This is a genomic window from Streptomyces sp. NBC_00259 (assembly GCF_036181745.1).
Taxonomy (GTDB): domain Bacteria; phylum Actinomycetota; class Actinomycetes; order Streptomycetales; family Streptomycetaceae; genus Streptomyces; species Streptomyces pratisoli.
Genome location: NZ_CP108080.1, coordinates 4,378,790 through 4,401,254, shown reverse-complemented (window position 1 = coordinate 4,401,254; position 22,465 = coordinate 4,378,790). Strand labels below are relative to the sequence as shown.

Here is a 22,465-nt window from a genome sequence, read left to right as displayed (position 1 = left end):
AACCCGTGCACTGCTGCCGCCCGCACGCGGCTGTGTGCGCGCAGGACCTACGACAGCAGGAGTGATTCGCGTGGATCGTGTCGCGCTGCGCGGCCTCAAGGCCCGCGGGCACCATGGCGTCTTCCCCCGGGAGCGCGAGGAGGGGCAGACCTTCATCGTGGACCTGGTGCTCGGCCTGGACACCCGCCCCGCGGCGGCCGACGACGACCTGGCGAAGACCGTGCACTACGGAGTGGTGGCGGAGGAGGTCGTCGACGTCGTCCAGGGCGACCCGGTGGACCTGATCGAGACGCTCGCGGAGCGCATCGCCCAGCAGTGCCTCAAGCACGAGGGCGTCCAGGAGGTCGAGGTCGTCGTGCACAAGCCGGACGCCCCGATCACCGTCCCGTTCGACGATGTGACCATCACGATCACCCGGAGCCGAGCATGAGCGACCCCACAGTGCAGCCCGTGCCCACCGCCGTCGTCGAGCAGGTCGACGCGGCGGACATCACCCTGTCCAACCCGAAGCGGGCCGTGATCGCGCTCGGCGCCAACCTCGGCAACCGCCTGGAGACGATCCAGGGCGCCATCGACGCGCTGGAGGACACGCCCGGCGTGCGGGTCAAGGCGGTCTCTCCCGTCTACGAGACGGAGCCGTGGGGCGTCGAGCCGGGCTCCCAGCCGTCGTACTTCAACGCGGTGGTGCTCGTGAAGACGACCCTGCCGCCCAGCTCCCTGCTGGAGCGCGGTCAGGCCATCGAGGAGGCGTTCGACCGGGTGCGCGAGGAGCGCTGGGGTCCGCGCACGATCGACGTGGACATCGTGGCGTACGCGGAAGTGATCTCCGACGACCCGGTGCTCACGCTCCCGCACCCGCGGGCGCATGAGCGGGCCTTCGTCCTCGCGCCGTGGCACGACGTGGAGCCCGAGGCCCAGCTTCCGGGCCGCGGACCGGTCGCCGATCTGCTCGACGGCGTCGGCCGGACCGGGGTCGCGCCGCGCGTGGACCTGGAACTCCGCCTGCCCGAATAGTCGTTACGCTTTCCAGGGTCGCCGACACGAAGGGCACATGGTGAAGCAACTACGGCTCGGGGTACTCGCCGGGCTCTTCGTGGTGGCCGGAATCCTGTCATGGGCCGGCACCCGTCTGTGGGACTCGGTCGGCACGCTGCCGAGCGTGCCGCTGGCCGCGCCGATCGTGCTCGCGGCGATCGCCGCGGTCCTCACCGCGACCGCGCTCTCGCTCCGTGCCCGGCTGCGCGCCCAGCGCGAGCGCCGTCCCGGCGCGAAGGGAGTCGAGCCCCTGATGGCCGCCCGCGCGGTCGTCTTCGGCCAGGCGAGCGCCCTGGTCGCGGCCCTCGTCAGCGGTCTGTACGGCGGCGCGGGCGTCTTCCTGCTCGGCTTCCTCGACATCCCGGCCCGCCGCGACCAGGCGATCTACGCCGGCTTCTCGGTTCTGGCCGGCATCGCGGTGATCGCGGCGGCGATCTTCCTGGAGCGCGTCTGCAAGCTCCCCGAGGACGAGGACGACGGCACGGGCCAGGTCCCGGCGAGGTAGCGGGGCTCCGCCCCGGCAGGCCCGCCCAGGCAGGCTCCGCGCCGGCCCTCGCGCCTCGGACGTGCGACGGCCGGGTGCTGCGCCCCCGGCCTCCGCCCTGCGGCAGCGTCCCGCCCGCGCCCCGGAGTTGAGGCGGGCACACCGCTCGGTGCACCGTGGCCGGGCTCAGCGCGCCATGATCAGGCTCATCGCCTCATTGCGGGTGGCGACATCGCGAAGCTGCCCGCGCACCGCGGAGGTGATCGTCTTCGCGCCCGGCTTACGGATGCCGCGCATCGACATGCACATGTGCTCGCACTCGATCACCACGATCACTCCGCGCGGCTCCAGGATGTCCATCAGGGAGTCCGCGACCTGCGTGGTCAGCCGCTCCTGCACCTGAGGGCGGCGGGCGAACACATCGACAAGGCGCGCCAGCTTGGACAATCCGGTGATCTTGCCGGTCGTCGACGGGATGTAGCCGACGTGGGCGACGCCCCGGAAAGGCACCAGATGGTGCTCACAGGTCGAGAACACCTCGATGTCCTTCACCAGGACCATCTCGTCGTGTCCCAGGTCGAACGTCGTCGTCAGCACGTCCTCCGGCTCCTGCCAGAGCCCGGAGAATATTTCCTTGTACGCCCGCGCCACTCGCCCTGGCGTCTCCCGAAGGCCCTCGCGGTCCGGGTCCTCGCCGACCGCGATGAGGAGTTCGCGCACGGCGTTCTCGGCGCGCTTCTCGTCGAACTCGCCGATCCTGCCCTCGCCGTCCAGCGTCACCGGGTCGGTCATGTGTGCCTCGCTCCTGTGCTCCGACATGGCGTGAAAACGCCGCATCTCCCAGGCTAGAACCCGGGAGATGCGGCGTTCATTCCGGACCAGTGGCCCTTGCGGCAGAGTAATGCCTGGTCAGGCCTCTGGGCGCTCCTCCTGGACCGCCTCGGTGGCCGACTTGGTGACATCGGTCACCGTGGGGGCCGTGCCCGCCGTCGCACCGTTGGCCGCGCCGTTCGTCAGAGCGAGCTCCTTCGGGGACAGCACCGGCGGACGGGTGGAGGGGGTACGGCGCGAGGAGCCGGTCCACGCCGGACGGGCCGGGCGCTTCACGATCGGGGCGAAGATCTCGGCGATCTCCTCCTTGCCGAGGGTCTCCTTCTCCAGCAGCGCGAGGACCAGGTTGTCGAGAACGTCGCGGTTCTCGACGAGGATCTCCCAGGCCTCGTTGTGCGCGGTCTCGATGAGCTTCTTGACCTCTTCGTCGACCAGCGCCGCGACCTCTTCCGAGTAGTCGCGCTGATGCGCCATCTCACGGCCCAGGAACGGCTCGGTGTTGTCGCCGCCGAACTTGATCGCGCCGAGCCGCTCGGTCATGCCGTACTGCGTGACCATGGCACGGGCCGTGGTCGTGGCCTTCTCGATGTCGTTCGCCGCGCCCGTGGTGGGGTCGTGGAAGACGAGCTCCTCGGCCGCGCGGCCGCCCAGCATGTAGGCCAGCTGGTCGAGCATCTCGTTGCGCGTGGTGGAGTACTTGTCCTCCTCCGGGAGCACCATCGTGTAGCCGAGGGCCCGGCCGCGGGACAGGATCGTGATCTTGTGGACCGGGTCGGAGTTCGGGGAAGCCGCCGCGACCAGGGCGTGTCCGCCCTCGTGGTACGCGGTGATCTTCTTCTCCTTGTCGGACATGATCCGGGTCCGCTTCTGCGGGCCCGCCACGACGCGGTCGATGGCCTCGTCCAGGAAGTGGTTGTCGATCAGCTTCTTGTCGCTGCGGGCCGTCAGCAGGGCGGCCTCGTTCAGCACGTTCGACAGATCGGCACCCGTGAAGCCGGGGGTGCGGCGGGCGACGGCCGAGAGGTCGACGTCCGGAGCGACCGGCTTGCCCTTCTGGTGGACCTTGAGGATCTCGAGACGGCCCTGCATGTCCGGGCGGTCGACGGCGATCTGCCGGTCGAACCGGCCGGGACGCAGCAGCGCGGGGTCGAGGATGTCCGGCCGGTTCGTGGCGGCGATCAGGATGACGCCGCCCTTCACGTCGAAGCCGTCCATCTCGACGAGGAGCTGGTTCAGCGTCTGCTCGCGCTCGTCGTGGCCACCGCCGAGACCGGCGCCGCGGTGTCGGCCCACCGCGTCGATCTCGTCGACGAAGACGATCGCCGGGGCGTTCGCCTTGGCCTGCTCGAAGAGGTCACGGACCCGGGAGGCGCCGACACCGACGAACATCTCGACGAAGTCGGAACCCGAGATCGAGTAGAACGGGACGCCCGCCTCGCCCGCGACGGCGCGCGCGAGCAGCGTCTTGCCCGTACCGGGCGGCCCGTACAGCAGCACACCCTTGGGGATCTTGGCGCCGACGGCCTGGAACTTCGCCGGCTCCTGCAGGAACTCCTTGATCTCGTGGAGTTCCTCGACGGCCTCGTCGGATCCGGCCACGTCGGAGAAGGTCGTCTTCGGGGTGTCCTTGGTGATGAGCTTGGCCTTGGACTTCCCGAAGTTCATGACCCGGGAGCCGCCGCCCTGCATCTGATTCATCAGGAACAGGAAGACGACCACGATGAGCACGAAGGGCAGCAGCGAGAGGAGCACCGAGAGGAACGGGCTCTGCCGCTCGGGCGAGACCGTGTAGCCCTTCTCGATCTCACCCGCGTCGTACTTCTGCTGCAGGGTCGTGGCGAGCGCGACGCCCTGGTCGCCGATGTAGCTCGCCTGGACCTTGTCGCTGCCGTCGACCTTCTGGCCGTCCTTCAGCTCGATCTTGATGATCTGCTCGTCGCCGGTGGTCAGCTTGGCCTGTTCGACCTGGTTCTTGTTGATCGCCTGGACAACCTCGCCGGTGTCCACCGTCTTGTAGCCGCCCGACGAGCCGACGACCTGCATCAGCACGACCACGGCGAGGACGGCCAGCACGATCCACATGACCGGCCCACGGAAGTATCGCTTCACGTCCATCCATACGGAGCGGTGTCGCTCCGTCCCTCCTGCCCGTAGGTAAATGCTGCTATGAGAGTGCTGCTGTGAGACTCAACGGAAAAGACTGTTCTTCGGACGGTACCCCAGCATTGTCACCCGGTACCGCCTTCGCATGCTCCAACGGCGGGAAGACGGCCGGGGTTCCCGGGGCGCGGCCCGGGCCTCAGCCTCCGTAGACGTGGGGCGCGAGCGTACCCACGAACGGGAGATTGCGGTACTTCTCGGCGTAGTCGAGGCCGTATCCGACGACGAACTCGTTCGGGATGTCGAAACCGATCCACTTCACGTCGATCGCGACCTTGGCGGCGTCCGGCTTCCGCAGCAGCGTGCAGACCTCCAGCGAGGCCGGCTCACGGGAGCCGAGGTTCGACAGCAGCCACGACAGGGTCAGCCCGGAGTCGATGATGTCCTCGACGATCAGGACGTGCTTGCCCTTGATGTCGGTGTCCAGGTCCTTGAGGATGCGGACCACTCCGGAGGACTGGGTGCCCGCGCCGTAGGACGACACCGCCATCCAGTCCATCGTGACGGGGGTGGACAGCGCACGCGCCAGGTCCGCCATCACCATCACGGCGCCCTTGAGGACTCCGACGATGAGCAGGTCCTTGCCCGCGTACTCTGCGTCGATCTTCGCGGCCAGCTCGGCCAGCTTCGCGTCGATCTCTTCCTTGGTGATGAGGACCGATTTGAGATCGGCGCCCATGTCCTTCTCGTTCACCCGCGTCGCTTTCTGTCTCGGCGTCCCGGCGCTCGGCCCGCTGCCGGCTCAGCCTTGCCGAATGACCAGTCTGCCACCCTGCCGGTGGGCTTCGACCCGGCCGGGCAGATTCAGGGGCTTCTGGCCGCGCCAGCCGACGATGAGCCGCTCGACCTCCTCGACATGCCGGGCGAAGAGCGAACCCGCAGGTGAACCGGCTGCGACCAGGGCCCGTCGCAGCACCCGGCGGCGGACCGCGGGAGGCAGTGCGTAGAGCTTCGCGCAGTCGAGCAGACCGGCGTCGTCCCGGACGCTCGCATCGGCCTGCGCGGCCCAGGCGTCCAGGGCGTCGGCGTCGTCGCGGGAGAGCTGGGCGGTGCGGGCCAGGGCCTCGACGACGCCCTTGCCGAGCGCCTTCTCCAGCGCGGGCAGACCCTCGTGGCGCAGCCGCGAGCGGGTGTACGCGGGGTCGGCGTTCATCGGGTCGTCCCAGACGGGCAGATGCTGCACGAGGCAGGCCTTGCGCGCGGTCTGGCGGTCGAGCTGGAGGAAGGGTCGGCGGTAGCGGCCGGTGCCGGAGACGGCGGCCATGCCGGAGAGCGAGCGGATGCCGGAGCCGCGGGCGAGGCCGAGCAGTACGGTCTCGGCCTGGTCGTCCCGGGTGTGGCCGAGAAGGACGGCGACGGCGCCGTGGCGCTCGGCGGCCTCGTCCAGGGCGGCGTAGCGGGCGTCGCGGGCGGCTGCTTCGGGGCCGCCCGTGCGGCCGACGGTCACGGCGACGGCCTCGACGGGGTCGAGGTGCAGGGCGGCGAGGCGGTGGGCGACCTCTGCGGCGCGGAGGTCCGAGCCGGCCTGCAGGCCGTGGTCGACGGTGACGGCACCGGCGCGGACGGACAGCTTCGGGGCCTCGAAGGCGAGAGCGGAGGCGAGGGCCATGGAGTCGGCCCCGCCGGAGCAGGCCACCAGCACGAGGGGCCGCCGGTCGGGAGTCTGCACGGCGCGACGCCCGGTGTTGTGCCCAGCGCGATGCGCGGCGCCGACTCCGGCGCAGTGTCCGGCGCTCTGTCGCACGGCCTCGGACCGCCGGTCGGCGGCGGACATGCCGCCCGGGAGTTCGTTCAGTTCGTTGAGTACGTCGTGGAGTACGCGGCGGACCGCCAGGCGTATCGCCGCGACCGCAGGATGCGGACCCATGTCCGGTGCCCTTCGTGGAGTTGGGGGGTGCCTCGGTGAGGAGTCGGGACGGAGATTCGGTCACTCAGAGTGTGTCGATGGTGACAGAACCGGCCCGTTCCCCGAGCATTGCACGCCTACCCATTACCTACGGTCCCTCGGATGGGTGATTAGGGGGGCGTCCGTCTGCCGTCGGCCGCTCGGTACTCACGGCTCCGCCCGGCGGTGCACCCTTGCGATCCAGTCCGCCGGTTTGGCGATCTCCGCCTTGGTGGGCAGGGTGTTCGGCGACGTCCATACCCGGTTGAAACCATCCATACCGACCTCCTCGACGACGGCCCGTACGAATCGCTCGCCGTCCCGGTACTGGCGCAGCTTGGCGTCGAGGCCGAGCAGTTTGCGCAGCGCCATGTCGAGACGGGAGGCGCCACGGGCGCGTCGCTGCTGGAACTTCTCGCGGATCTCGCCGACGGACGGCACGACCTGGGGCCCGACCCCGTCCATGACGTAGTCCGCGTGGCCCTCGAGCAGGGACATCACGGCGGTGAGCCGGCCGAGGATCTCGCGCTGCTCGGGCGTCTGCACGATCTCGACGAGGGAGCGGCCCTCGTCCTGCTCACCCTCGGGGCGGCCGCCGGCGAGCGTCTGGGCGGCTTCGCGCAGCCGCTCCAGCACGGTCATGGGGTCGACCTCGGTCTCGGCGAGGAATGACTGGATCTCGCCCTCGAGATGGTCGCGCAGCCAGGGCACGGCGGTGAACTGGGTGCGGTGGGTCTCCTCGTGGAGGCAGACCCAGAGCCGGAAGTCGTGCGGGTCGACCTCCATCTCGCGTTCGACGTGAACGATGTTGGGCGCGACCAGCAGGAGCCTGCCACCGCTGCCCGGCGCGCCGGGCAGCTCGCTCGTGGGCGGGGCGAAGGTCTCGTACTGACCGAGGACCCGGGAGGCCAGGAACGACAGCAGCATGCCCAGCTCGACGCCGGTCACCTTGCCGCCGACCGCACCCAGGACGGCGCCGCCCGGGCTGCCGGAACGGCGCTCCTGCATCTTGTCCAGCAGGGGCTTCAGCAGCTCGCGGAAGCCCGCGACGTTGGCCTTGACCCAGCCCGCCCGGTCGACGACGAGAACCGGAGTGTCCTCCGGCTCGTGCCCCTCGGGAATCATCCGGGTGAACTCCCGGACGTGCTGCTCGGACGCCTTGGCGTGCCGCCGCAGCTCGGCGACGACGGCCCGCGCCTCGTCCCGGCTGACGTCCGGCCCCGGCCGTACGAGGCGGATCGCGGTCGCGACCGCGAGATTCCAGTCGACCATCTCGGCACCACCGATGCTCGTCATGCGTCAACGGTACGTTGTCGCCCCGCCACACGGTGAGGTGTCGGACCCCAACAGCGCGCTGCGGCCGGGGCCGACGGCCCCCGGTGGCTGCCCCGGCGCCGTCACGGACCTCACGCCACCCGGTGGTCCCCAGGCCCTCGGCAGCGCCTGACGTCAGCCGACGAGGGCCGCCGCGAGGCGGTCCAGGGCCGGGCGGGCGACGGAGGCGGAGGAGGTGTCACCCGCGAGGAAGGCGAACGCGAGGAGGCGGCCGTCGCGTGAGAGGACCGTGCCGGCGAGCGTGTCGACGTGGCTGAGGGTGCCGGTCTTGGCGCGGACGAGGCCGGCGGATCCGGCCGAGGAGCGGCCGCTGAGGGTGCCGGTGAAGCCGGCGATGGGCAGTCCGGTGAGGACCGGGCGGAGCTCGGGGTGGGCGGGGTCGGCGGCTCGGCTCAGGACGGCGGTGAGGAACGCCGCGGAGACCTTGTCCGCGCGGTTGAGCCCGCTGCCGTCGGCGAACCGGGCGCCGGCGACGGGCAGTTTCAGCCGCTTGAGCTGCTCGGTGACGGCGGCCTCCGCCCCGGCGAAGCTCGCCGGCCGGCCCCCGGCGATCGCGGTCTGCCGGGCCAGTGCCTCGGCGATGTCGTTGTCGCTGTTGGTCAGCATGCGCTCGACGAGCGCGGAGACCGGCGCGGAGTGGGTCGTGGCGAGGGGGAAGGGCTTGGCGGGGGCCTTGGCCGAAGTGGGCCCCGCCTCGGTGTTCACGCCGCGCTCGCTCAGCAGTCCGACGAACGCGCGGGCCGCGTCGCCCGCCGGATCGGCGCCGCGGTCGGCGCTGCCCTCCGTCGAGTCGTCGAGGCGCCCTTCGTTGAGCATCAGGGGCGTGACGGGGGCGATGTTGTCGTTGCCGGCGCCGATGGGATGCGCCACCGGGCCCTTGTAGAGCGTCGTGTCGTAGGCGAGGCGGACGGTGGTGACGCCACGGTCGCGCAGGGCGTGCGCGGTGCGGTCGGCCAGGGAGCGCAGCCGGGGCATGTCGAGGGTGGGGTCCCCGCCGCCGACCAGGGTGATCCCGTGGAAGTCGGATGCGGCGACGACCGTGGTGGGGATGCGGTGGTCGGGGCCGGTCGCGGACAGCACGGCCGCGGCGGTGGCGATCTTGATCGTGGACGCGGGAGTCATGGGCGTGGTCGCGCCACGCCCGTACAGCTGCTTCCCGGTGCCGACGTCCACGACCGAGGCGGTACGGACCGGTCCGAGCGCCGGGTCGTCCAGCAGCGGGGCGAGGACCTTGGCCACGGAGGCGGACGACGTGGCGGGCGGGTCGGCGGGCCCGGTGTCGGACCGGGTGACGGGGGCGGGCGCGGCGGCGAGTACGCCGGGGGCGCTCGGCGCGGGCGCGGGCCCGGGCGCTTCCGCCGCGTCCACGCCCCGTCCCGGCGCCTGGTGATGTGTGCCACCTGTACGGCCCAGGGAAGCCGCGCGGTCACGCTCGGCCTTACGCTGACCGGAGTCCCAGGGACCGGCCGCGGTCACCGCCGCGGCCGCGATGGCCAGGCCGATCACGGCCGCACCTGCCGTGAACTGCCATGTTCCTCGGTCGGGCACCCTTGACCAGCCCCTTTCGCGATCACCCACCTGCGTAGGGGACACTTAATCACTGCGGATAGCGGATAGCCGCGTCACCTACATATGTGTTGATCATGGAGGAGTGCCACCCGTGGAGTTCGACGTCACCATCGAGATCCCGAAGGGGTCGCGGAACAAGTACGAGGTGGACCACGAGACCGGCCGGATCCGTCTGGACCGTCGCCTCTTCACCTCGACGAGCTACCCGGCCGACTACGGCTTCGTCGAGAACACCCTGGGCGAGGACGGCGACCCGCTGGACGCCCTGGTCATCCTGGACGAGCCCACGTTCCCCGGCTGCCTGATCAAGTGCCGCGCCATCGGCATGTTCCGGATGACGGACGAGGCCGGCGGCGACGACAAGCTGCTGTGCGTCCCGGCCTCCGACCCGCGCGTGGAGCACCTGCGGGACATCCACCACGTGTCGGAGTTCGACCGCCTGGAGATCCAGCACTTCTTCGAGGTCTACAAGGACCTGGAGCCGGGCAAGTCCGTCGAGGGCGCGAACTGGGTGGGCCGCACCGAGGCCGAGGCGGAGATCGAGGCCTCCTACAAGCGTCTTGAGGCGCAGGGCGGCGCGCACTGACGCGCCCCCGGCAGACGTAACGGGCGGTGCACCCCACACGGGGTGCACCGCCCGTCGCATACTGAGCGCACACACGCCGTACACGAACGCGAGGAGACGGTAGAGCGTGGTTGCGGAGCCGGAAGGTCCTGGGGAGGACCGGAAGCCGCAGTCCGACGAGGCGCACAGCGCCTTCACCCCGCCGGAGGGTGTCGACCAGCCCGGACCGCCCGAGGAGGACCATCCGTCCTCCGAGTTCGCCGTTCCCGACGGACTGTCCACGGAGCCGGCGGGCGAACCCGAGGGCTCGGCCTTCGCGCCGCCGTCCACGTACCGCGCGAAGGCGTCCCCGCCGGCGTACACGCCCGCGCACGGCATCCCGGTGGTCCAGCTGTCCAAGGACGCGCCCTGGCACGACCGGATGCGCACGATGCTGCGGATTCCGGTCAGCGAGCGGCCGGCGCCGGAGCCCGCCCAGCGGCACGACGAGTCGGGGCCCGCGGTGCCGCGCGTGCTCGACCTGACGCTGCGTATCGGCGAGCTGCTGCTCGCGGGCGGTCAGGGCGCCGAGGACGTCGAGGCGGCGATGCTCGCGATCACGAGCTCGTACGGGCTCGACGCCTGCGAGCCCACCGTCACGTTCACCCTGCTGTCGATCACGTACCAGCCGTCGCTCGTCGACGATCCGGTGACGGCGAACCGGACGGTACGGCGCCGGGTCACCGACTACACCCGGCTGGCGGCCGTCTACCAGCTGGTCGCCGACATCAGCGCCGAGGACCACGACGTCAGGCTGGACGAGGCCTACCGGCGGCTCGCCGAGATCCGCAGGAACCGGCACCCGTACCCCGGCTGGGTCCTCACGCTCGCCGCGGGCGTCCTCGCCGGCTCGGCGTCCGTGCTGGTCGGCGGTGGCCCGCTGGTGTTCGTGGCGGCGGCGGTCGGCGCGATGCTGGGCGACCGGCTGGCGTGGCTGTGCGCGGGGCGCGGGCTGCCGGAGTTCTACCAGTTCGTGGTGGCGGCGATGCCGCCGGCCGCGATGGGGGTGGCGCTCAGCGCGCTCCACACGGACCTGCGGCCGTCCGCGGTCATCACCGGTGGGCTGTTCGCGCTGATCCCGGGACGGGCTCTGGTGGCGGCGGTGCAGGACGGGCTGACGGGCTTCTACATCACGGCGTCGGCCCGACTGCTGGAGGTCGCCTACTTCTTCGTGGCGATCGTCGTCGGAGTGCTCACGGTGCTGTACATCGGCGTGCAGTTCGAGGCGAACCTCAGTCCGGAGGGGTCGCTGAGCATCGTCGAGCGGCCGGTGGTGCAGATCCTGGCGTCGATGGCGCTGTGTCTGACCTTCGCCGTACTGCTCCAGCAGGACCGTTCCACGGTGCTGATCGCAGCAGTCAACGGCGGAGTGGCATGGGTGATCTTCGCGTCGATCGCGGTGACGGCGCGTGGCTCGTCGGTGCTGGCGACGGCGGTGGCGGCCGGGCTGGTCGGCCTGTTCGGGCAGCTGCTGGCCCGTGTGCAGCACACCTCGTCACTGCCGTACGTGACGGCGGCGATCGGCCCGCTGCTGCCGGGTAGCGCCACGTACTTCGGCGTGCTGCACATCGCGCAGAACAACATGGACCAGGGCTTCGCCTCGCTGGCGAGGGCCGCGGCGCTGGCCCTGGCCATCGCGATCGGCGTGAACCTCGGTGGTGAGATCGCCCGGATGTTCCTGCGCAGCCCCGCGGCTGCGGGCCGCCGCCGCGCGGCCAAGCGCACACGCGGCTTCTGACCGGGCCCCCGGGCCCACGTGGACCCGGGGGCAGGAGAGCTACGGCTTCAGCGCTTGGCGTGGCGGCCGCGCTGGCCGGACGGCGGAACGTCCTCCGCGTCGGCGGCCGCGGCCGCCTTCTTGCCCTTGGAACGGGCCCGCAGGAACTCGATGACGATCGGGAGCACCGAGATGAGGACGATGGCGATGAGGATCGCCTCGATGTTCTTGTGGACGAAGTCCACCTTGCCGAGCGCGGCGCCGAGCAGGGTCACACCCGCGCCCCAGAGCACACCGCCGATGATGTTGAACGTGATGAACGAGCGGTAGTTCATCCGGCTCACACCGGCGACGATCGGCGTGAACGTCCGCACGATCGGCACGAAGCGGGCGAGGACCAGGGACTTCGGGCCGTACTTCTCGAAGAAGTCGTGCGCCTTCTCCACGTTCTCCTGCTTGAAGAGCTTGGAGTCGGGGCGATTGAAGAGGCTGGGGCCGACCTTCCGGCCGAAGAGATAGCCCACCTGGTCGCCGATGATCGCGGCGAGCACGACGAGTACGCAGACCATCCACAGGGGCTGCTTGATCACACCCGTCGTGACCAGCAGACCTGTCGTGAACAGCAGCGAGTCGCCGGGCAGGAAGAACCCGATCAGCAGACCGGACTCGGCGAACACGATGATGAGTACACCGATCAGCCCGAAGGTGGTGATCAGATAGTCCGGGTCCAGCCAGCTCGGTCCGAGCGCAAGGGTGTTCACGAGGTCCGGGCTCCTGTGGTGATAGTCGTCGGCGTGGCGGCTGCCCAAAACTATCAACGCATCGGCGGGGCGGCCGGTTCCACCTGCCCTCTCCGGATGCGGGGTGAACGGATGGCCACAAGGCTGTGGCCATGGGTATCGAGGATTACGGCGGTGGGCAGGGCCCGAACGCCGATGTGCTGGTCGTCACAACGAACGACATCCCGGGGTTCCGGGTGGAGCAGGTGATCGGTGAGGTCTTCGGGCTGACGGTGCGTTCGCGGCATCTCGGCAGCCAGATCGGCGCCGGCCTGAAGTCGATGATCGGCGGTGAGCTGAAGGGTCTGACGAAGACCCTTGTGGAGACCCGCAATCAGGCGATGGAGCGACTGGTCGAGCAGGCACGCTCGCGGGGCGCCAACGCGGTGCTGATGTTCCGCTTCGACGTGACGGAGGCGGCGGACGTGGGCACGGAGGTGTGCGCGTACGGGACCGCGGTGGTGATCGCGCGAACCTGACGGCAGCCCCACGCCACGTGCCGTGCACACCCTTTGATTACGCGCCATATGCACGATTTGGGCCGTTATCGTGAGGCCCGTGACGACGACCGAGCACGCCCCGGCAGCCACCCCGGCGCGCGCCCTGCTGCCGCTGATCGTCCCGGCGTTCGTCGTCGGCATCGCGTCGAGCCTGCTCCTGCTGGGGCTCACCGAGCTCTCGGACCAGCTCAAGGACGTCCTGTGGGAGGTTCTGCCCGACGCGCTCGGCATCGGCCGCTACTCGGTCCTCTGGGTGATCACCGTGCTCACGGCCACCGGCCTCGCGGTGGGGCTCGTGGTGTGGAAGGTGTACGGGCACGCCGGTCCCGATCCGGCCACGATGGGACTCGTCGACCCACCGCTGCCCGCCAGGGTGGTGCCGAGCCTGCTGCTGGCGGCGATCCTCGGGCTCGCGGGCGGGGTGAGCCTGGGGCCCGAGAACCCCATCACGGCCGCGAACATCGCACTCGCGGCCTGGCTGGGCGGCAGGGCGATACGCGGCACGGACGCGGACCTCTGGGCGGCACTGGCGGCCGCGGGGACGGTCGGGGCGCTCTTCGGCACACCGGTGGCGGCCGCACTGATCCTCACCGAGGCGCTCGCCGCGCGGCCGGCACCCGGCGCGCTGTGGAACAAGCTGTTCGCCCCGCTCATCGCGGGCGGCGCCGGCGCGCTGACGACGGTGCTGATCGCCCACCCGACGTTCGATCTGGCGCTGCCGGCGTTCAGCGGATCACGATGGGGCGATGTGCCCGCGGCGCTGGTGGTCTCGTCACTGGGCGCGCTGGTGGGAATGGCGGCCGTCTACGCCTTCCCGTACCTCCACGCCGCCTTCAAGCGGCTCGGGCACCCCGTACTGGCGCTCACCGCAGGCGGACTCGTGCTGGGGCTGCTCGGGGCGCTCGGCGGGCAGCTGACGCTCTTCAAGGGGCTCTCCGAGGTGAAGACGCTGGCGGCGGACCCCTCGGGCTGGTCGTCCGGGCAGTTCGCGCTGATGACGGTCGTCAAGGTGGCCGCGCTCACGGTCGCGGCGGCGTGCGGATTCCGGGGCGGCCGGATCTTCCCGAGCATCTTCGTGGGGGTGGCCCTCGGCCTCGGGGTGAGTGCGCTCGTACCCGAGGTACATCCGACGCTCGCGGTGGTGTGCTCGGTGCTCGGGGTGCTGCTGGCCGTGACCCGGCAGGGCTGGCTGAGCCTGTTCACGGCGGCGATCCTCGCCGCCGACCCGCATGTGCTCCCGCTGCTGTGCGTCGCCCTGCTCCCGGCCTGGCTGCTGGTGACCGGACGGCCCCAGATGCAACTCCACGACGACGGCACCCCATTGCGCTGAACGACGCTGAAAGGCAGTCACACATGGCTCTGCACAAGGGCGGCAAACGCCGCCAGGACAGCCAGGAGCTGCGCAGGCTCTCGATCAACCCTTTCTACGGGGCGGCCGACCCGGTCGGCGACATGATGGCGGCACCGCCCAGGCACCGGCTGCCGGAACGGCCGATGCCACCCGCGACGGCGTACCAGCTGGTCCATGACGAGCTGATGCTGGACGGCAACTCACGGCTGAACCTGGCCACGTTCGTCACGACGTGGATGGAACCACAGGCCGCCGTGCTGATGTCGGAGTGCCGCGACAAGAACATGATCGACAAGGACGAGTACCCGCGGACGGCGGAGCTGGAGCGGCGGTGCGTGGCGATGCTCGCCGACCTCTGGCACGCGCCGGACCCGTCGTCCACGGTGGGCTGTTCGACGACCGGGTCGAGCGAGGCGTGCATGCTCGCCGGGCTGGCGCTGAAGCGGCGGTGGTCGAAGCGGGCCGCGGCCCGGGCGGAGGGCTCGCGGTATCCCGGTCCCGGTGCCAGGCCGAATCTCGTCATGGGTATCAACGTGCAGGTCTGCTGGGACAAGTTCTGCAACTTCTGGGAGGTGGAGCCGCGGCTGGTCCCGATGGAGGGAGACCGCTTCCACCTCGATCCACAGGCCGCGGCCGAGCTGTGCGACGAGAACACGATCGGGGTGGTCGCCATCCTGGGCTCCACCTTCGACGGCTCGTACGAGCCCGTCGCCGAGGTCTGCGCGGCACTGGACGCGCTCCAGGAGCGCACGGGCCTGGACATCCCGGTCCATGTGGACGGTGCCTCCGGGGCGATGGTGGCGCCGTTCGTGGACGAGGGCCTGGTCTGGGACTTCCGGCTGCCTCGGGTCTCCTCCATCAACACCTCGGGCCACAAGTACGGGCTGGTCTACCCGGGTGTGGGCTGGGCGCTGTGGCGCTCGCCCGAGGAACTGCCCGAGGAGCTGGTGTTCCGGGTCAACTATCTCGGCGGCGACATGCCCACGTTCGCACTGAACTTCTCGCGGCCCGGGGCCCAGGTCGTGGCGCAGTACTACACGTTCCTGCGGCTCGGTCGCGAGGGCTACCGGGCGGTGCAGCAGACGACCCGGGAAGTGGCTCGAAGCCTGGCCGAACAGATCGACGCGCTCGGCGACTTCCAGTTGCTCACCAGAGGTGACCAGCTGCCGGTCTTCGCCGTCACGACGGCCCCCGACATCACGAACTTCGACGTCTTCGACGTCTCGCGGCGGCTGAGGGAGAACGGCTGGCTGGTCCCCGCGTACACCTTCCCGCCCAACCGCGAGGACCTGTCGGTCCTCCGCTTCGTCTGCCGCAACGGGTTCTCGGCGGACCTCGCGGAACTGCTCGTGGAGGACGTGGCGCGGATCATGCCCGACCTGCGGGAGCAGAGCGCCCCGCTGAGCAAGGACAAGGCGGCGGCGACCGGCTTCCACCACTGAGGCGGCGCGGGCGGGGACGCGGCAGATGCCGCGTCCCCGCCCGCCCGGAAGCTAGTGGCTCAGCCGTACGAAGCGGCGCACCGCCAGCGGGAAGAACACCGCGACCAGCAGCAACGGCCAGGCGAGCGCCAGAAGCTGGGCGTGCTCGGCCGCCCAGGAGCCGCTGCCGGCCGCGATGCCCGACAGCTCCCGTACCGAGGTCGCCGTCGCCGACAGGGGGTTCCACTCGACCGCCGTGCCCAGCCAGCCCGGCATCGACGCGGGCGTGGCGAACGCGTTGGAGAGGAAACCGGCAGGCCAGATCAGGATCTGCACGGCCTGCACCAGCTGCGGTCTGCCCGCCACCATCGCCAGATGGATGCCGAGCCACAGCATCGCGAAGCGCAGCAGGAGCAGCAGGCCCAAGGCGCCGAGCAGCGCAGCGGATCCGCCGTTCCAGCGCCAGCCGATCGCGTAGGCGACACCGGTCATCACGATCAGGCTCAGCGCCGACTGGAGCAGATCCGCGACGCTGCGGCCGACCAGTACCGCCGAGTCCGCCATCGGCAGCGACCGGAACCGGTCGATCACTCCCTTGCCGAGGTCCTGGGTGACGGCCGTCATGGTCGCGTCGAGGCCGAAGGCCATCGTCAGCGCCAGCATCCCGGGGACGAGAAAGGCGATGTACGCCCCCTCGACGTCGCGCCCGCCGCCGATGAGATGACCGAACATCAGCAACAGCATCACCGGGAAGGCGAGTCCGACGAGGACCTCCACGGGCTGCCGCGCCCAGTGGGCCAGTTCGCGCCGCGTCATGGTCCAGGAGTCGGTCAGGACGTACGTGCTCACGCCGCGGCCTCCTTCGTCAGGTGCAGGAAGACCTCGTCGAGGGTCGGCCGGCGCAGCGCGATGTCCTCGGCTTCGATCCCGGCCTCCTCCAGCGCGCGCACGGTCTCGGTCAGCGCCGCCATCCGGTCGTCGACCGGCGCGCTCAGCAGCCTCCGGTCCTGGTCGACGGCGGCGTCACCGGGCAGCAGGGCGGCGACGCGCGCCAGGTCGGCCGCGTCCCGCAGGACCACGTCGATCCGGTCACCGCCCAGTTTCGCCTTGAGCTGGTCGGCCGTGCCGTCCGCGACGACCCGCCCCTGGTCGATCACGGAGATGCGGTCGGCCAGTTGGTCCGCCTCCTCCAGATACTGCGTGGTGAGCAGAACGGTCGTCCCGCCGCCGACCAGTGAGCGCACCGACTCCCACACCTCGGCACGTCCCCGCGGGTCGAGCCCCGTCGTCGGCTCGTCCAGGAACAGCACCTGGGGCTCGGTGACCAGTGACGCGGCCAGGTCGAGCCGGCGTCGCATTCCGCCGCTGTACCGCTTGACCGCCTTGCGGCCGGTGTCCGCGAGCCCGAACCGCTCCAGCAGCTCGTCCGCCCGCGTCCCCGCCCGCCGCGCGCCCAGGTGGTGCAGCCGCCCGAACATCTCCAGGTTCTGCCGGCCGCCGAGCTCCTCGTCCACCGCCGCGTGCTGCCCGAGCAGGCCTATGCGCCGCCGTACCTCTGCGGCTTGTGTCCGTACGTCGTGCCCCGCCACGCGCACCACGCCCGCGTCCTGGCGCAGCAGCGTCGCCATGATCCGTACCGCCGTGGTCTTCCCCGCTCCGTTCGGCCCGAGCACCGCGTGCACCGTGCCGCTGCCGACCACCAGGTCGAGCCCGTCCAGGGCCTGTCTGCCGCCGAATCCCTTGTGCAGGCCCTCGACGACGATCGCGTCCGTCATCCGTCTCCTCCGCGCTCCGGTCCAGCCCGAGATCGCGTAGTCAAACTTGACTACCCGAGGAAAGGTAAACCCACGGACGCCACTGGTCAAACTTGATTAGGCTTGATCTCCCGCATGCGGGACACCTGTCGCGTACGGGTTCTCCTGCCCCTCCGCGAGAACCCCCACGAAGGGCTCGCCCTCCCCCGCGAAGGTGTACGCGCCGCCCTCGATCCGTTCGATCAGGCCGCGCGTCCAGGCCGCACCGGCGTCCGCCGAGTGGACCCACATGTTCATGATCTCGCCGATGTGGCCGAGCGACTCGGGCCCGTCCTCAGGGGTGTAGTACTCGGTGACCGACGCACGCCACTCCTCGATGCTGCGCACCCGCTCCTGGAGCAGCTCCACCGCCTCGTGCCGCTCCAGGTCCACGATGAAGCCGATCCCCGCCGAGAGCACGTCCACCTTCTGGTCGTACGAGGTCAGCGCCTCGCGCAGAAGCGCGAAGAACTCCTTCGTGCCGCTCTCGGTGATCTCGTACTCCGTGCGCGGCGGACCGCCGGCCGTGGACGGCGCGATCTCATGAGCGTGCAGCAGCCCCTGCTTCGCCATCTGTTTGAGTGCGTGGTAGATCGATCCGGGCTTGGCGTTCGACCATTCGTGCGCGCCCCAGAACTCCAGGTCGTTGCGGACCTGATAGCCGTGCGCGCGGCCGTGCTGGCGCACCGCGCCAAGGACCAGAAGCCGGATCGCTGACATGCGCGTACCCTCCTATTCAACTTTGACTAGGGTACGCGTCCGGCCCTCGGGCGTTCCTGGGCCCCGCTCAGGGAACCCACTTGTACTTGCCCCCGCCGACCCAGCGCACGAACGCGGGATCGTCGAGGTCGAGATGATCCAGCCCCGCCGCGTGCGCGAGCCGGATCACGTCGAGCATGTCGTGCGCGGTCCCGACCGTCTCCCCGTTGATGTCCACCATCCGGAACGGCGGATCGCCCGGGATGACACCGTGGACGACGATCGGGGCCACTCCTGCTTCGTCACTCATACATCAAGCGTCGCTCGACATGGCCACCAGGTCGAACGCACCCTTGCCGTCCAGCGACTCGCGGATGATGTCCGCGTGGCCCGCGTGCCGGCCGGTCTCCTCGACCAGATGCAGCAGCAGCCAGCGCATGGAGACCCGGCCCTCCTTGGGGAACCACGGCGCCTCGGGCAGCGGGAAGGTGTCGTCGAGGCTCGGCACCGAACGGATGAACTCCTCGGTCTCCTTCGCGACCCCGTCCCAGAAGATCAGGACCTCGGGGACCGTCTCGCCGTCGACGAGCCGGAAGCTGTCGCCCCAGGTCTCCTCGGTGCGCTGCCGCTCGTTCGGCTTCTGCTGCGCCATCCGCAGCCAGTTGAGCTCGGTCTCCGCGACGTGCTTGAGGAGTCCGGAGAGCGACAGCTCGCTGGCGCTGGGGCGGCTCGCCGCCTGCTCCTCGGTCAGGCCGAGCACCGAGCGGCGGATCGCTCCGCGCTGCGCTTCGACGAAGTTGAGCAGCGCGCCGCGCTCGTCGCCGTGGGCCTCTGCGGGAACGTGAGTGACCATGGGGTCCGCCTTCGGGTAGGGACCGGCGCGGCCGCCGTTGCGGCCGCCCTGACACCACCGACACTACGAACCCTTGCGGTCAGCCTCTGTCCTCAAGTCCTCGGGACGCTCCTCGGTGCCCGGAGGGCTCTCAGAACGGGAAGATCGAGCGCCCGCGCTGGACCGAGATCCACTTCTGGGTGGTGAACACCTCGACCATCGCCTCGCCGTTCAGCCGCCCGAGGCCGGAGGCCTTCTCGCCGCCGAAGGGCACGATGGGCTCGTCGTGCACGGTCGAGTCGTTGATGTGGATCATTCCCGTGTGGATCCGCTGGGCGAGCGCCACGCCGCGCTCGATGTCCCCGGTGTGCACGGCGCCGCTGAGCCCGTACGGGGTGTCGTTGGCGATCCGGACCGCCTCCTCCTCACCGTCGAACGGCACGAGGAGCACCACAGGACCGAAGATCTCCTGGGACAGGACGGGCGAGTCGGGCGCGAGACCGGTCAGCACGGACGGGGAGACCAGATTGCCCTCGGTCCGGCCGCGGAGCAGGGCCGTCGCGCCTGCCTCGACGGACTGCTCGACCAGGCTCGACACGGCCTCGGCCTGCAGGGAGTTGATGAGGGGACCGATGTGGGTCCCGGGGTCCGCGGGGTCGCCGACCTTGAGGGTCCGGACCTTGGCGACCAGCTTCTCGGTGAACTCCTTCTCCACCTTGCGGTCGACCAGGATGCGGTTGGCCGCCATGCAGACCTGGCCCTGGTGCACGTAGCGGCTGAAGACCGCGGCGTCCACGGCGTAGTCGATGTCGGCGTCGTCGAGCACGATGAAGGCGCTGTTGCCGCCCAGTTCGAGGACGGCGTGCTTGAAGTTGGCCGCGCACACGGTCGCGACGTGCCGGCCCACCCGGTCGGAGCCGGTGAAGGAGATGACCTTCGGGACGGGGTGCTCTATCAGCGCGTCGCCGATCTCCGCGATGTCGGTGATCACGACGTTCAGCAGGCCGCCGGGCAGTCCCGCGTCCTCGAAGACCTTGGCGACCAGGGAGCCACCGCAGATCGGCGTGTTCTGGTGCGGCTTGAGGACGACCGCGTTCCCGAGCGCCAGCGCGGGGGCGACCGACTTGATCGACAGGAGGAAGGGGAAGTTGAACGGGCTGATGACGCCGACGACACCGACGGGGAGCCGGTAGACCCGGTTCTCCTTGCCGTCGACGGGCGACGGGAGGATGCGGCCCTCGGGGCGCAGCGACAGCTGGACCGCCTCGCGCAGGAACTCCTTGGCGAGGTGCAGCTCGAAGCCCGCCTTCACACGGGTGCCGCCCAGCTCGGCGACGATCGCCTCCGAGATCTCCTCCTCGCGGTCCTCGATGATCCTCAGGGCCCGCTCGAAGACCGCCCGTCGCGCATACGGGTTGGTGGCGGCCCACTCCTTCTGCGCACGCTCAGCCGCCCGGTAGGCCTGGTCGACCTCGTGGGCCGTGGCCACGGTGATCGAGGCGAGCTTCTCCTCGTTGTACGGGTTGAAGTCGATGATGTCCCAGGAACCGCTCCCCGGGCGCCACTCACCATCTATGTACTGGAGTGCCAGATCGCTGAAGAAGGAGGACATGAGATCCCTTTACCGGCCGCGGAAGCAGATGCATGTGCAGATACCAGTGAGCCTGATGTCACGTCATCGTACTGGCCGGTCAGGTGAGTTGGAGTAGACCACGGAGAAGGTCCCGGCTCTCGGCCGGCCCGGGGCTGTCCTCCTGGAGGCGCTCCATCACCCTTTCGTACTGCGCGACTTCCTCGCGCTTGTCGAGGTACAGCGCGCTGGTCAGCTGCTCCAGATAGACGATGTCGGAGAGGTCCGACTCCGGGAAGCGGAGCATCGTGAAGGCGCCGGACTCGCCCGCGTGGCCGCCGAAGCTGAACGGCATGACCTGGAGCGTGATGTTCGACTGCTCGGAGACCTCGATCAGGTGCCGCAACTGGCCCTGCATGACGGCCCGGTCGCCGTAGGGACGGCGCAGCGCGGCCTCGTCCAGGACGGCGTGGAAGCGGGGGGCGCGCTCGGAGACCAGCGCCTTCTGGCGCTCCAGACGCAGCGCGACCCGGCGGTCGATCTCGGCGCTCGGCGCCCCGGGCATGCCGCGCGCGACGACGGCGTGGGCGTACGCCTCGGTCTGCAGCAGGCCGTGAACGAACTGGACCTCGTAGATCCGGATGAGCGAGGCGGCGCCCTCCAGGCCGATGTACGTCTGGAACCAGCCGGGCAGCACATCGCCGTAGCTGTGCCACCAGCCCGCGACGTTGGCCTCCTTGGCCAGCCCGAGCAGCGAGCCGCGCTCGGCATCGTCCGTGACGCCGTACAGGGTGAGGAGGTCCTCGACGTCCCTGGCCTTGAAGCTCACCCGTCCCAACTCCATACGACTGATCTTGGATTCGGAGGCGCGGATCGAGTAGCCCGCGGCCTCACGGGTGATGCCTCGCGACTCACGAAGCCGCCTCAGCTGTGAGCCCAGCAGGATGCGGCGCACCACTGAACCTCCGCCAGGGCCATCGGCCCGGGGGTAGCCCCACGACTCCGCTGCTGTCACGTCTCCAACCCTCCCCATCGCCATCGGTTCTCGGAGCACCCCCGAACCCCGAGCCCCGGATTCTGCCACCAAAACGCTTCAGCCCGTACTCAATCGATTACAGAAAGAGGAGGCCTTTGGGAAGGGCGCGCAAGAAGCACACGGAAGATATGAGTGTGAACCGGCACGGGTTCGGACAGGTCCGGCGCGTGCACGTGCATCTGCCCTTGCATCTGATGTACGCATTCGGAACCATGGACCCCGCGCACCTGCGTACTCGTTCGTGCTCGTTCGTGTTGTAGCGTCACAGCCGCGATTCCCGGGAGTGCCTCGCATGGGAACGAATGGATCGACCATGCTCGAGCCGTTACGGCAGGGCCTTCCGCCGATCGATCCCGCGGCCGTGTCCAGCTCAGCCTCCTGCGCCCTCCCCGCCCGTTACGAAGCCGTACGCGGTGCCCGGAAGTTCACCAGCAGAACGCTGACCCAGTGGGAGCTCGACGAACGCTTCGACGACGTCGCACTCGTCGTGTCCGAACTCGTCACCAACGCGTTGCGGCACGCCCTGCCCGCGGACACCCCGCGTGGCCAGGAGCCCCCTGTGCGGCTGCACTTGATGCGCTGGACGGGCCGGCTGGTGTGCGCCGTGCGCGACCCCAGCGAGGAGAGCCCCGTCGCGGGCGAGGCGGAGGATTCCGCCGAGTGCGGCCGGGGGCTGTTCCTGGTCGACTCCTTCAGCGACAGCTGGGGCTGGCACCCGCTCGCGGGGCCGCTGACCGGGAAGGTCGTCTGGGCGCTGTTCCTCCTGCCCACGGAGTGAGCCGGGAGCCGGGCGAGCCGGTGGCCGAATGAGCCGGGAGCCGAGTGAGTCGAGCGTGCGGCCTGCCCCCTGAGGAGCCGGCCGCA

The 22,465-nt window shown here is 70.2% G+C and carries 23 protein-coding genes; 9 read left to right on the top strand and 14 right to left on the bottom strand.

Annotated elements, in window-relative coordinates; translation table 11 throughout:
- Positions 1-70 precede the first annotated feature (70 nt).
- From folB to OG766_RS19925, 3 genes are read left to right on the top strand one after another with little or no spacing between them, the layout of a single operon-like run.
- Positions 71-430: a dihydroneopterin aldolase gene (folB, locus tag OG766_RS19935; protein ID WP_266381168.1), complete on the top strand. Its 360-nt coding sequence runs from the start codon at positions 71-73 to the stop codon at positions 428-430.
- On the top strand, positions 427-1,014 hold the full coding sequence (gene folK, locus OG766_RS19930; protein WP_266381167.1) for a 2-amino-4-hydroxy-6-hydroxymethyldihydropteridine diphosphokinase: 588 nt from the start codon (positions 427-429) through the stop codon (positions 1,012-1,014). Before folB ends, folK begins: the two co-directional genes overlap by 4 nt.
- Positions 1,015-1,054: 40 nt before the next feature.
- Positions 1,055-1,540: a DUF3180 domain-containing protein gene (locus tag OG766_RS19925; protein ID WP_328727506.1), complete on the top strand. Its 486-nt coding sequence runs from the start codon at positions 1,055-1,057 to the stop codon at positions 1,538-1,540.
- 165 nt (positions 1,541-1,705) lie between these two features.
- Here OG766_RS19925 and folE read toward each other — a convergent pair whose 3' ends face one another.
- The 6 genes from folE to dacB form a co-directional block, all read right to left on the bottom strand.
- Positions 1,706-2,311: a GTP cyclohydrolase I FolE gene (gene folE / locus OG766_RS19920; RefSeq protein ID WP_328725902.1), complete on the bottom strand. Its 606-nt coding sequence runs from the start codon at positions 2,309-2,311 to the stop codon at positions 1,706-1,708.
- Positions 2,312-2,428: 117 nt separating this feature from the next.
- A complete protein-coding gene (ftsH, locus tag OG766_RS19915; protein WP_266381165.1) occupies positions 2,429-4,465 on the bottom strand; it encodes an ATP-dependent zinc metalloprotease FtsH in 2,037 nt (678 codons plus the stop codon).
- A 184-nt stretch (positions 4,466-4,649) separates the two neighbouring features.
- A complete protein-coding gene (gene hpt, locus OG766_RS19910; RefSeq protein ID WP_093660903.1) occupies positions 4,650-5,189 on the bottom strand; it encodes a hypoxanthine phosphoribosyltransferase in 540 nt (179 codons plus the stop codon).
- Positions 5,190-5,252: 63 nt separating this feature from the next.
- Entirely contained in the window at positions 5,253-6,377 is a 1,125-nt protein-coding gene (tilS, locus tag OG766_RS19905) for a tRNA lysidine(34) synthetase TilS (RefSeq protein ID WP_266381163.1), read from the bottom strand.
- A 186-nt stretch (positions 6,378-6,563) separates the two neighbouring features.
- The gene (locus OG766_RS19900) at positions 6,564-7,691 is read right to left on the bottom strand and encodes a zinc-dependent metalloprotease (RefSeq protein WP_266381162.1); all 1,128 of its coding nucleotides are present in this window, start codon (positions 7,689-7,691) and stop codon (positions 6,564-6,566) included.
- A 153-nt stretch (positions 7,692-7,844) separates the two neighbouring features.
- A complete protein-coding gene (gene dacB, locus OG766_RS19895; protein ID WP_328725901.1) occupies positions 7,845-9,278 on the bottom strand; it encodes a D-alanyl-D-alanine carboxypeptidase/D-alanyl-D-alanine endopeptidase in 1,434 nt (477 codons plus the stop codon).
- 112 nt (positions 9,279-9,390) lie between these two features.
- Here dacB and OG766_RS19890 point away from each other — a divergent pair, with 112 nt between their 5' ends.
- Entirely contained in the window at positions 9,391-9,885 is a 495-nt protein-coding gene (locus OG766_RS19890; RefSeq protein ID WP_108151010.1) for an inorganic diphosphatase, read from the top strand.
- Positions 9,886-9,991: 106 nt separating this feature from the next.
- The gene (locus OG766_RS19885; RefSeq protein ID WP_266381160.1) at positions 9,992-11,641 is read left to right on the top strand and encodes a threonine/serine ThrE exporter family protein; all 1,650 of its coding nucleotides are present in this window, start codon (positions 9,992-9,994) and stop codon (positions 11,639-11,641) included.
- Positions 11,642-11,688: 47 nt separating this feature from the next.
- Here the strand turns inward: OG766_RS19885 and OG766_RS19880 are convergent, their stop codons facing one another.
- A complete protein-coding gene (locus tag OG766_RS19880) occupies positions 11,689-12,381 on the bottom strand; it encodes a DedA family protein (RefSeq protein WP_266381159.1) in 693 nt (230 codons plus the stop codon).
- A 131-nt stretch (positions 12,382-12,512) separates the two neighbouring features.
- Here OG766_RS19880 and OG766_RS19875 point away from each other — a divergent pair, with 131 nt between their 5' ends.
- From OG766_RS19875 to OG766_RS19865, 3 genes are all read left to right on the top strand, one after another.
- Positions 12,513-12,878 carry a YbjQ family protein gene (locus OG766_RS19875; RefSeq protein WP_328725900.1) on the top strand — a complete coding sequence of 122 codons (366 nt, stop codon included), beginning with the start codon at positions 12,513-12,515 and terminating at the stop codon, positions 12,876-12,878.
- A 70-nt stretch (positions 12,879-12,948) separates the two neighbouring features.
- On the top strand, positions 12,949-14,229 hold the full coding sequence (locus tag OG766_RS19870) for an ion channel protein (RefSeq protein ID WP_443045515.1): 1,281 nt from the start codon (positions 12,949-12,951) through the stop codon (positions 14,227-14,229).
- A gap of 23 nt (positions 14,230-14,252) precedes the next feature.
- Positions 14,253-15,692 (top strand): glutamate decarboxylase, encoded by a 1,440-nt coding sequence (locus tag OG766_RS19865; RefSeq protein WP_266381156.1) that lies wholly within the window; start codon positions 14,253-14,255, stop codon positions 15,690-15,692.
- A gap of 51 nt (positions 15,693-15,743) precedes the next feature.
- Here OG766_RS19865 and OG766_RS19860 read toward each other — a convergent pair whose 3' ends face one another.
- The 7 genes from OG766_RS19860 to OG766_RS19830 all read right to left on the bottom strand — a co-directional run bounded on the left by OG766_RS19860 (position 15,744) and on the right by OG766_RS19830 (position 21,520).
- Positions 15,744-16,487: an ABC transporter permease gene (locus OG766_RS19860; protein ID WP_266384310.1), complete on the bottom strand. Its 744-nt coding sequence runs from the start codon at positions 16,485-16,487 to the stop codon at positions 15,744-15,746.
- Positions 16,488-16,516: 29 nt separating this feature from the next.
- Positions 16,517-17,446, bottom strand: a complete 930-nt coding sequence (locus tag OG766_RS19855; RefSeq protein ID WP_266381155.1) for an ATP-binding cassette domain-containing protein — start codon at positions 17,444-17,446, stop codon at positions 16,517-16,519.
- 96 nt (positions 17,447-17,542) lie between these two features.
- Positions 17,543-18,184, bottom strand: coding sequence for a PadR family transcriptional regulator (locus tag OG766_RS19850; protein ID WP_266381154.1), 642 nt, complete (start codon positions 18,182-18,184; stop codon positions 17,543-17,545).
- Between the two features lie 67 nt (positions 18,185-18,251).
- Complete coding sequence (locus OG766_RS19845; protein WP_266381153.1) at positions 18,252-18,473, bottom strand: hypothetical protein; 222 nt, start codon at positions 18,471-18,473, stop codon at positions 18,252-18,254.
- A gap of 3 nt (positions 18,474-18,476) precedes the next feature.
- Positions 18,477-19,016, bottom strand: coding sequence for a DinB family protein (locus OG766_RS19840; RefSeq protein WP_266381152.1), 540 nt, complete (start codon positions 19,014-19,016; stop codon positions 18,477-18,479).
- A gap of 130 nt (positions 19,017-19,146) precedes the next feature.
- Complete coding sequence (locus OG766_RS19835; protein WP_266381151.1) at positions 19,147-20,607, bottom strand: aldehyde dehydrogenase family protein; 1,461 nt, start codon at positions 20,605-20,607, stop codon at positions 19,147-19,149.
- Between the two features lie 79 nt (positions 20,608-20,686).
- On the bottom strand, positions 20,687-21,520 hold the full coding sequence (locus tag OG766_RS19830; protein ID WP_266384307.1) for a helix-turn-helix domain-containing protein: 834 nt from the start codon (positions 21,518-21,520) through the stop codon (positions 20,687-20,689).
- Positions 21,521-21,893: 373 nt separating this feature from the next.
- Here OG766_RS19830 and OG766_RS19825 point away from each other — a divergent pair, with 373 nt between their 5' ends.
- Positions 21,894-22,379 carry an ATP-binding protein gene (locus OG766_RS19825; protein ID WP_266381150.1) on the top strand — a complete coding sequence of 162 codons (486 nt, stop codon included), beginning with the start codon at positions 21,894-21,896 and terminating at the stop codon, positions 22,377-22,379.
- The last annotated feature ends 86 nt before the right edge of the window (positions 22,380-22,465 follow it).

Coding starts and splice junctions, on each gene's coding strand:
- folK (WP_266381167.1), top strand. CDS start 427: ATGAGCGACCCCACAGTGCAGCCCGTGCCCACCGCCGTCGTCGAGCAG.
- folE (WP_328725902.1), bottom strand. CDS start 2,311: ATGACCGACCCGGTGACGCTGGACGGCGAGGGCAGGATCGGCGAGTTC.
- ftsH (WP_266381165.1), bottom strand. CDS start 4,465: ATGGACGTGAAGCGATACTTCCGTGGGCCGGTCATGTGGATCGTGCTG.
- hpt (WP_093660903.1), bottom strand. CDS start 5,189: ATGGGCGCCGATCTCAAATCGGTCCTCATCACCAAGGAAGAGATCGAC.
- tilS (WP_266381163.1), bottom strand. CDS start 6,377: ATGGGTCCGCATCCTGCGGTCGCGGCGATACGCCTGGCGGTCCGCCGC.
- OG766_RS19900 (WP_266381162.1), bottom strand. CDS start 7,691: ATGACGAGCATCGGTGGTGCCGAGATGGTCGACTGGAATCTCGCGGTC.
- OG766_RS19875 (WP_328725900.1), top strand. CDS start 12,513: ATGGGTATCGAGGATTACGGCGGTGGGCAGGGCCCGAACGCCGATGTG.
- OG766_RS19865 (WP_266381156.1), top strand. CDS start 14,253: ATGGCTCTGCACAAGGGCGGCAAACGCCGCCAGGACAGCCAGGAGCTG.
- OG766_RS19860 (WP_266384310.1), bottom strand. CDS start 16,487: ATGACGCGGCGCGAACTGGCCCACTGGGCGCGGCAGCCCGTGGAGGTC.
- OG766_RS19855 (WP_266381155.1), bottom strand. CDS start 17,446: ATGACGGACGCGATCGTCGTCGAGGGCCTGCACAAGGGATTCGGCGGC.
- OG766_RS19850 (WP_266381154.1), bottom strand. CDS start 18,184: ATGTCAGCGATCCGGCTTCTGGTCCTTGGCGCGGTGCGCCAGCACGGC.
- OG766_RS19845 (WP_266381153.1), bottom strand. CDS start 18,473: ATGAGTGACGAAGCAGGAGTGGCCCCGATCGTCGTCCACGGTGTCATC.
- OG766_RS19840 (WP_266381152.1), bottom strand. CDS start 19,016: ATGGTCACTCACGTTCCCGCAGAGGCCCACGGCGACGAGCGCGGCGCG.
- OG766_RS19835 (WP_266381151.1), bottom strand. CDS start 20,607: ATGTCCTCCTTCTTCAGCGATCTGGCACTCCAGTACATAGATGGTGAG.
- OG766_RS19825 (WP_266381150.1), top strand. CDS start 21,894: ATGGGAACGAATGGATCGACCATGCTCGAGCCGTTACGGCAGGGCCTT.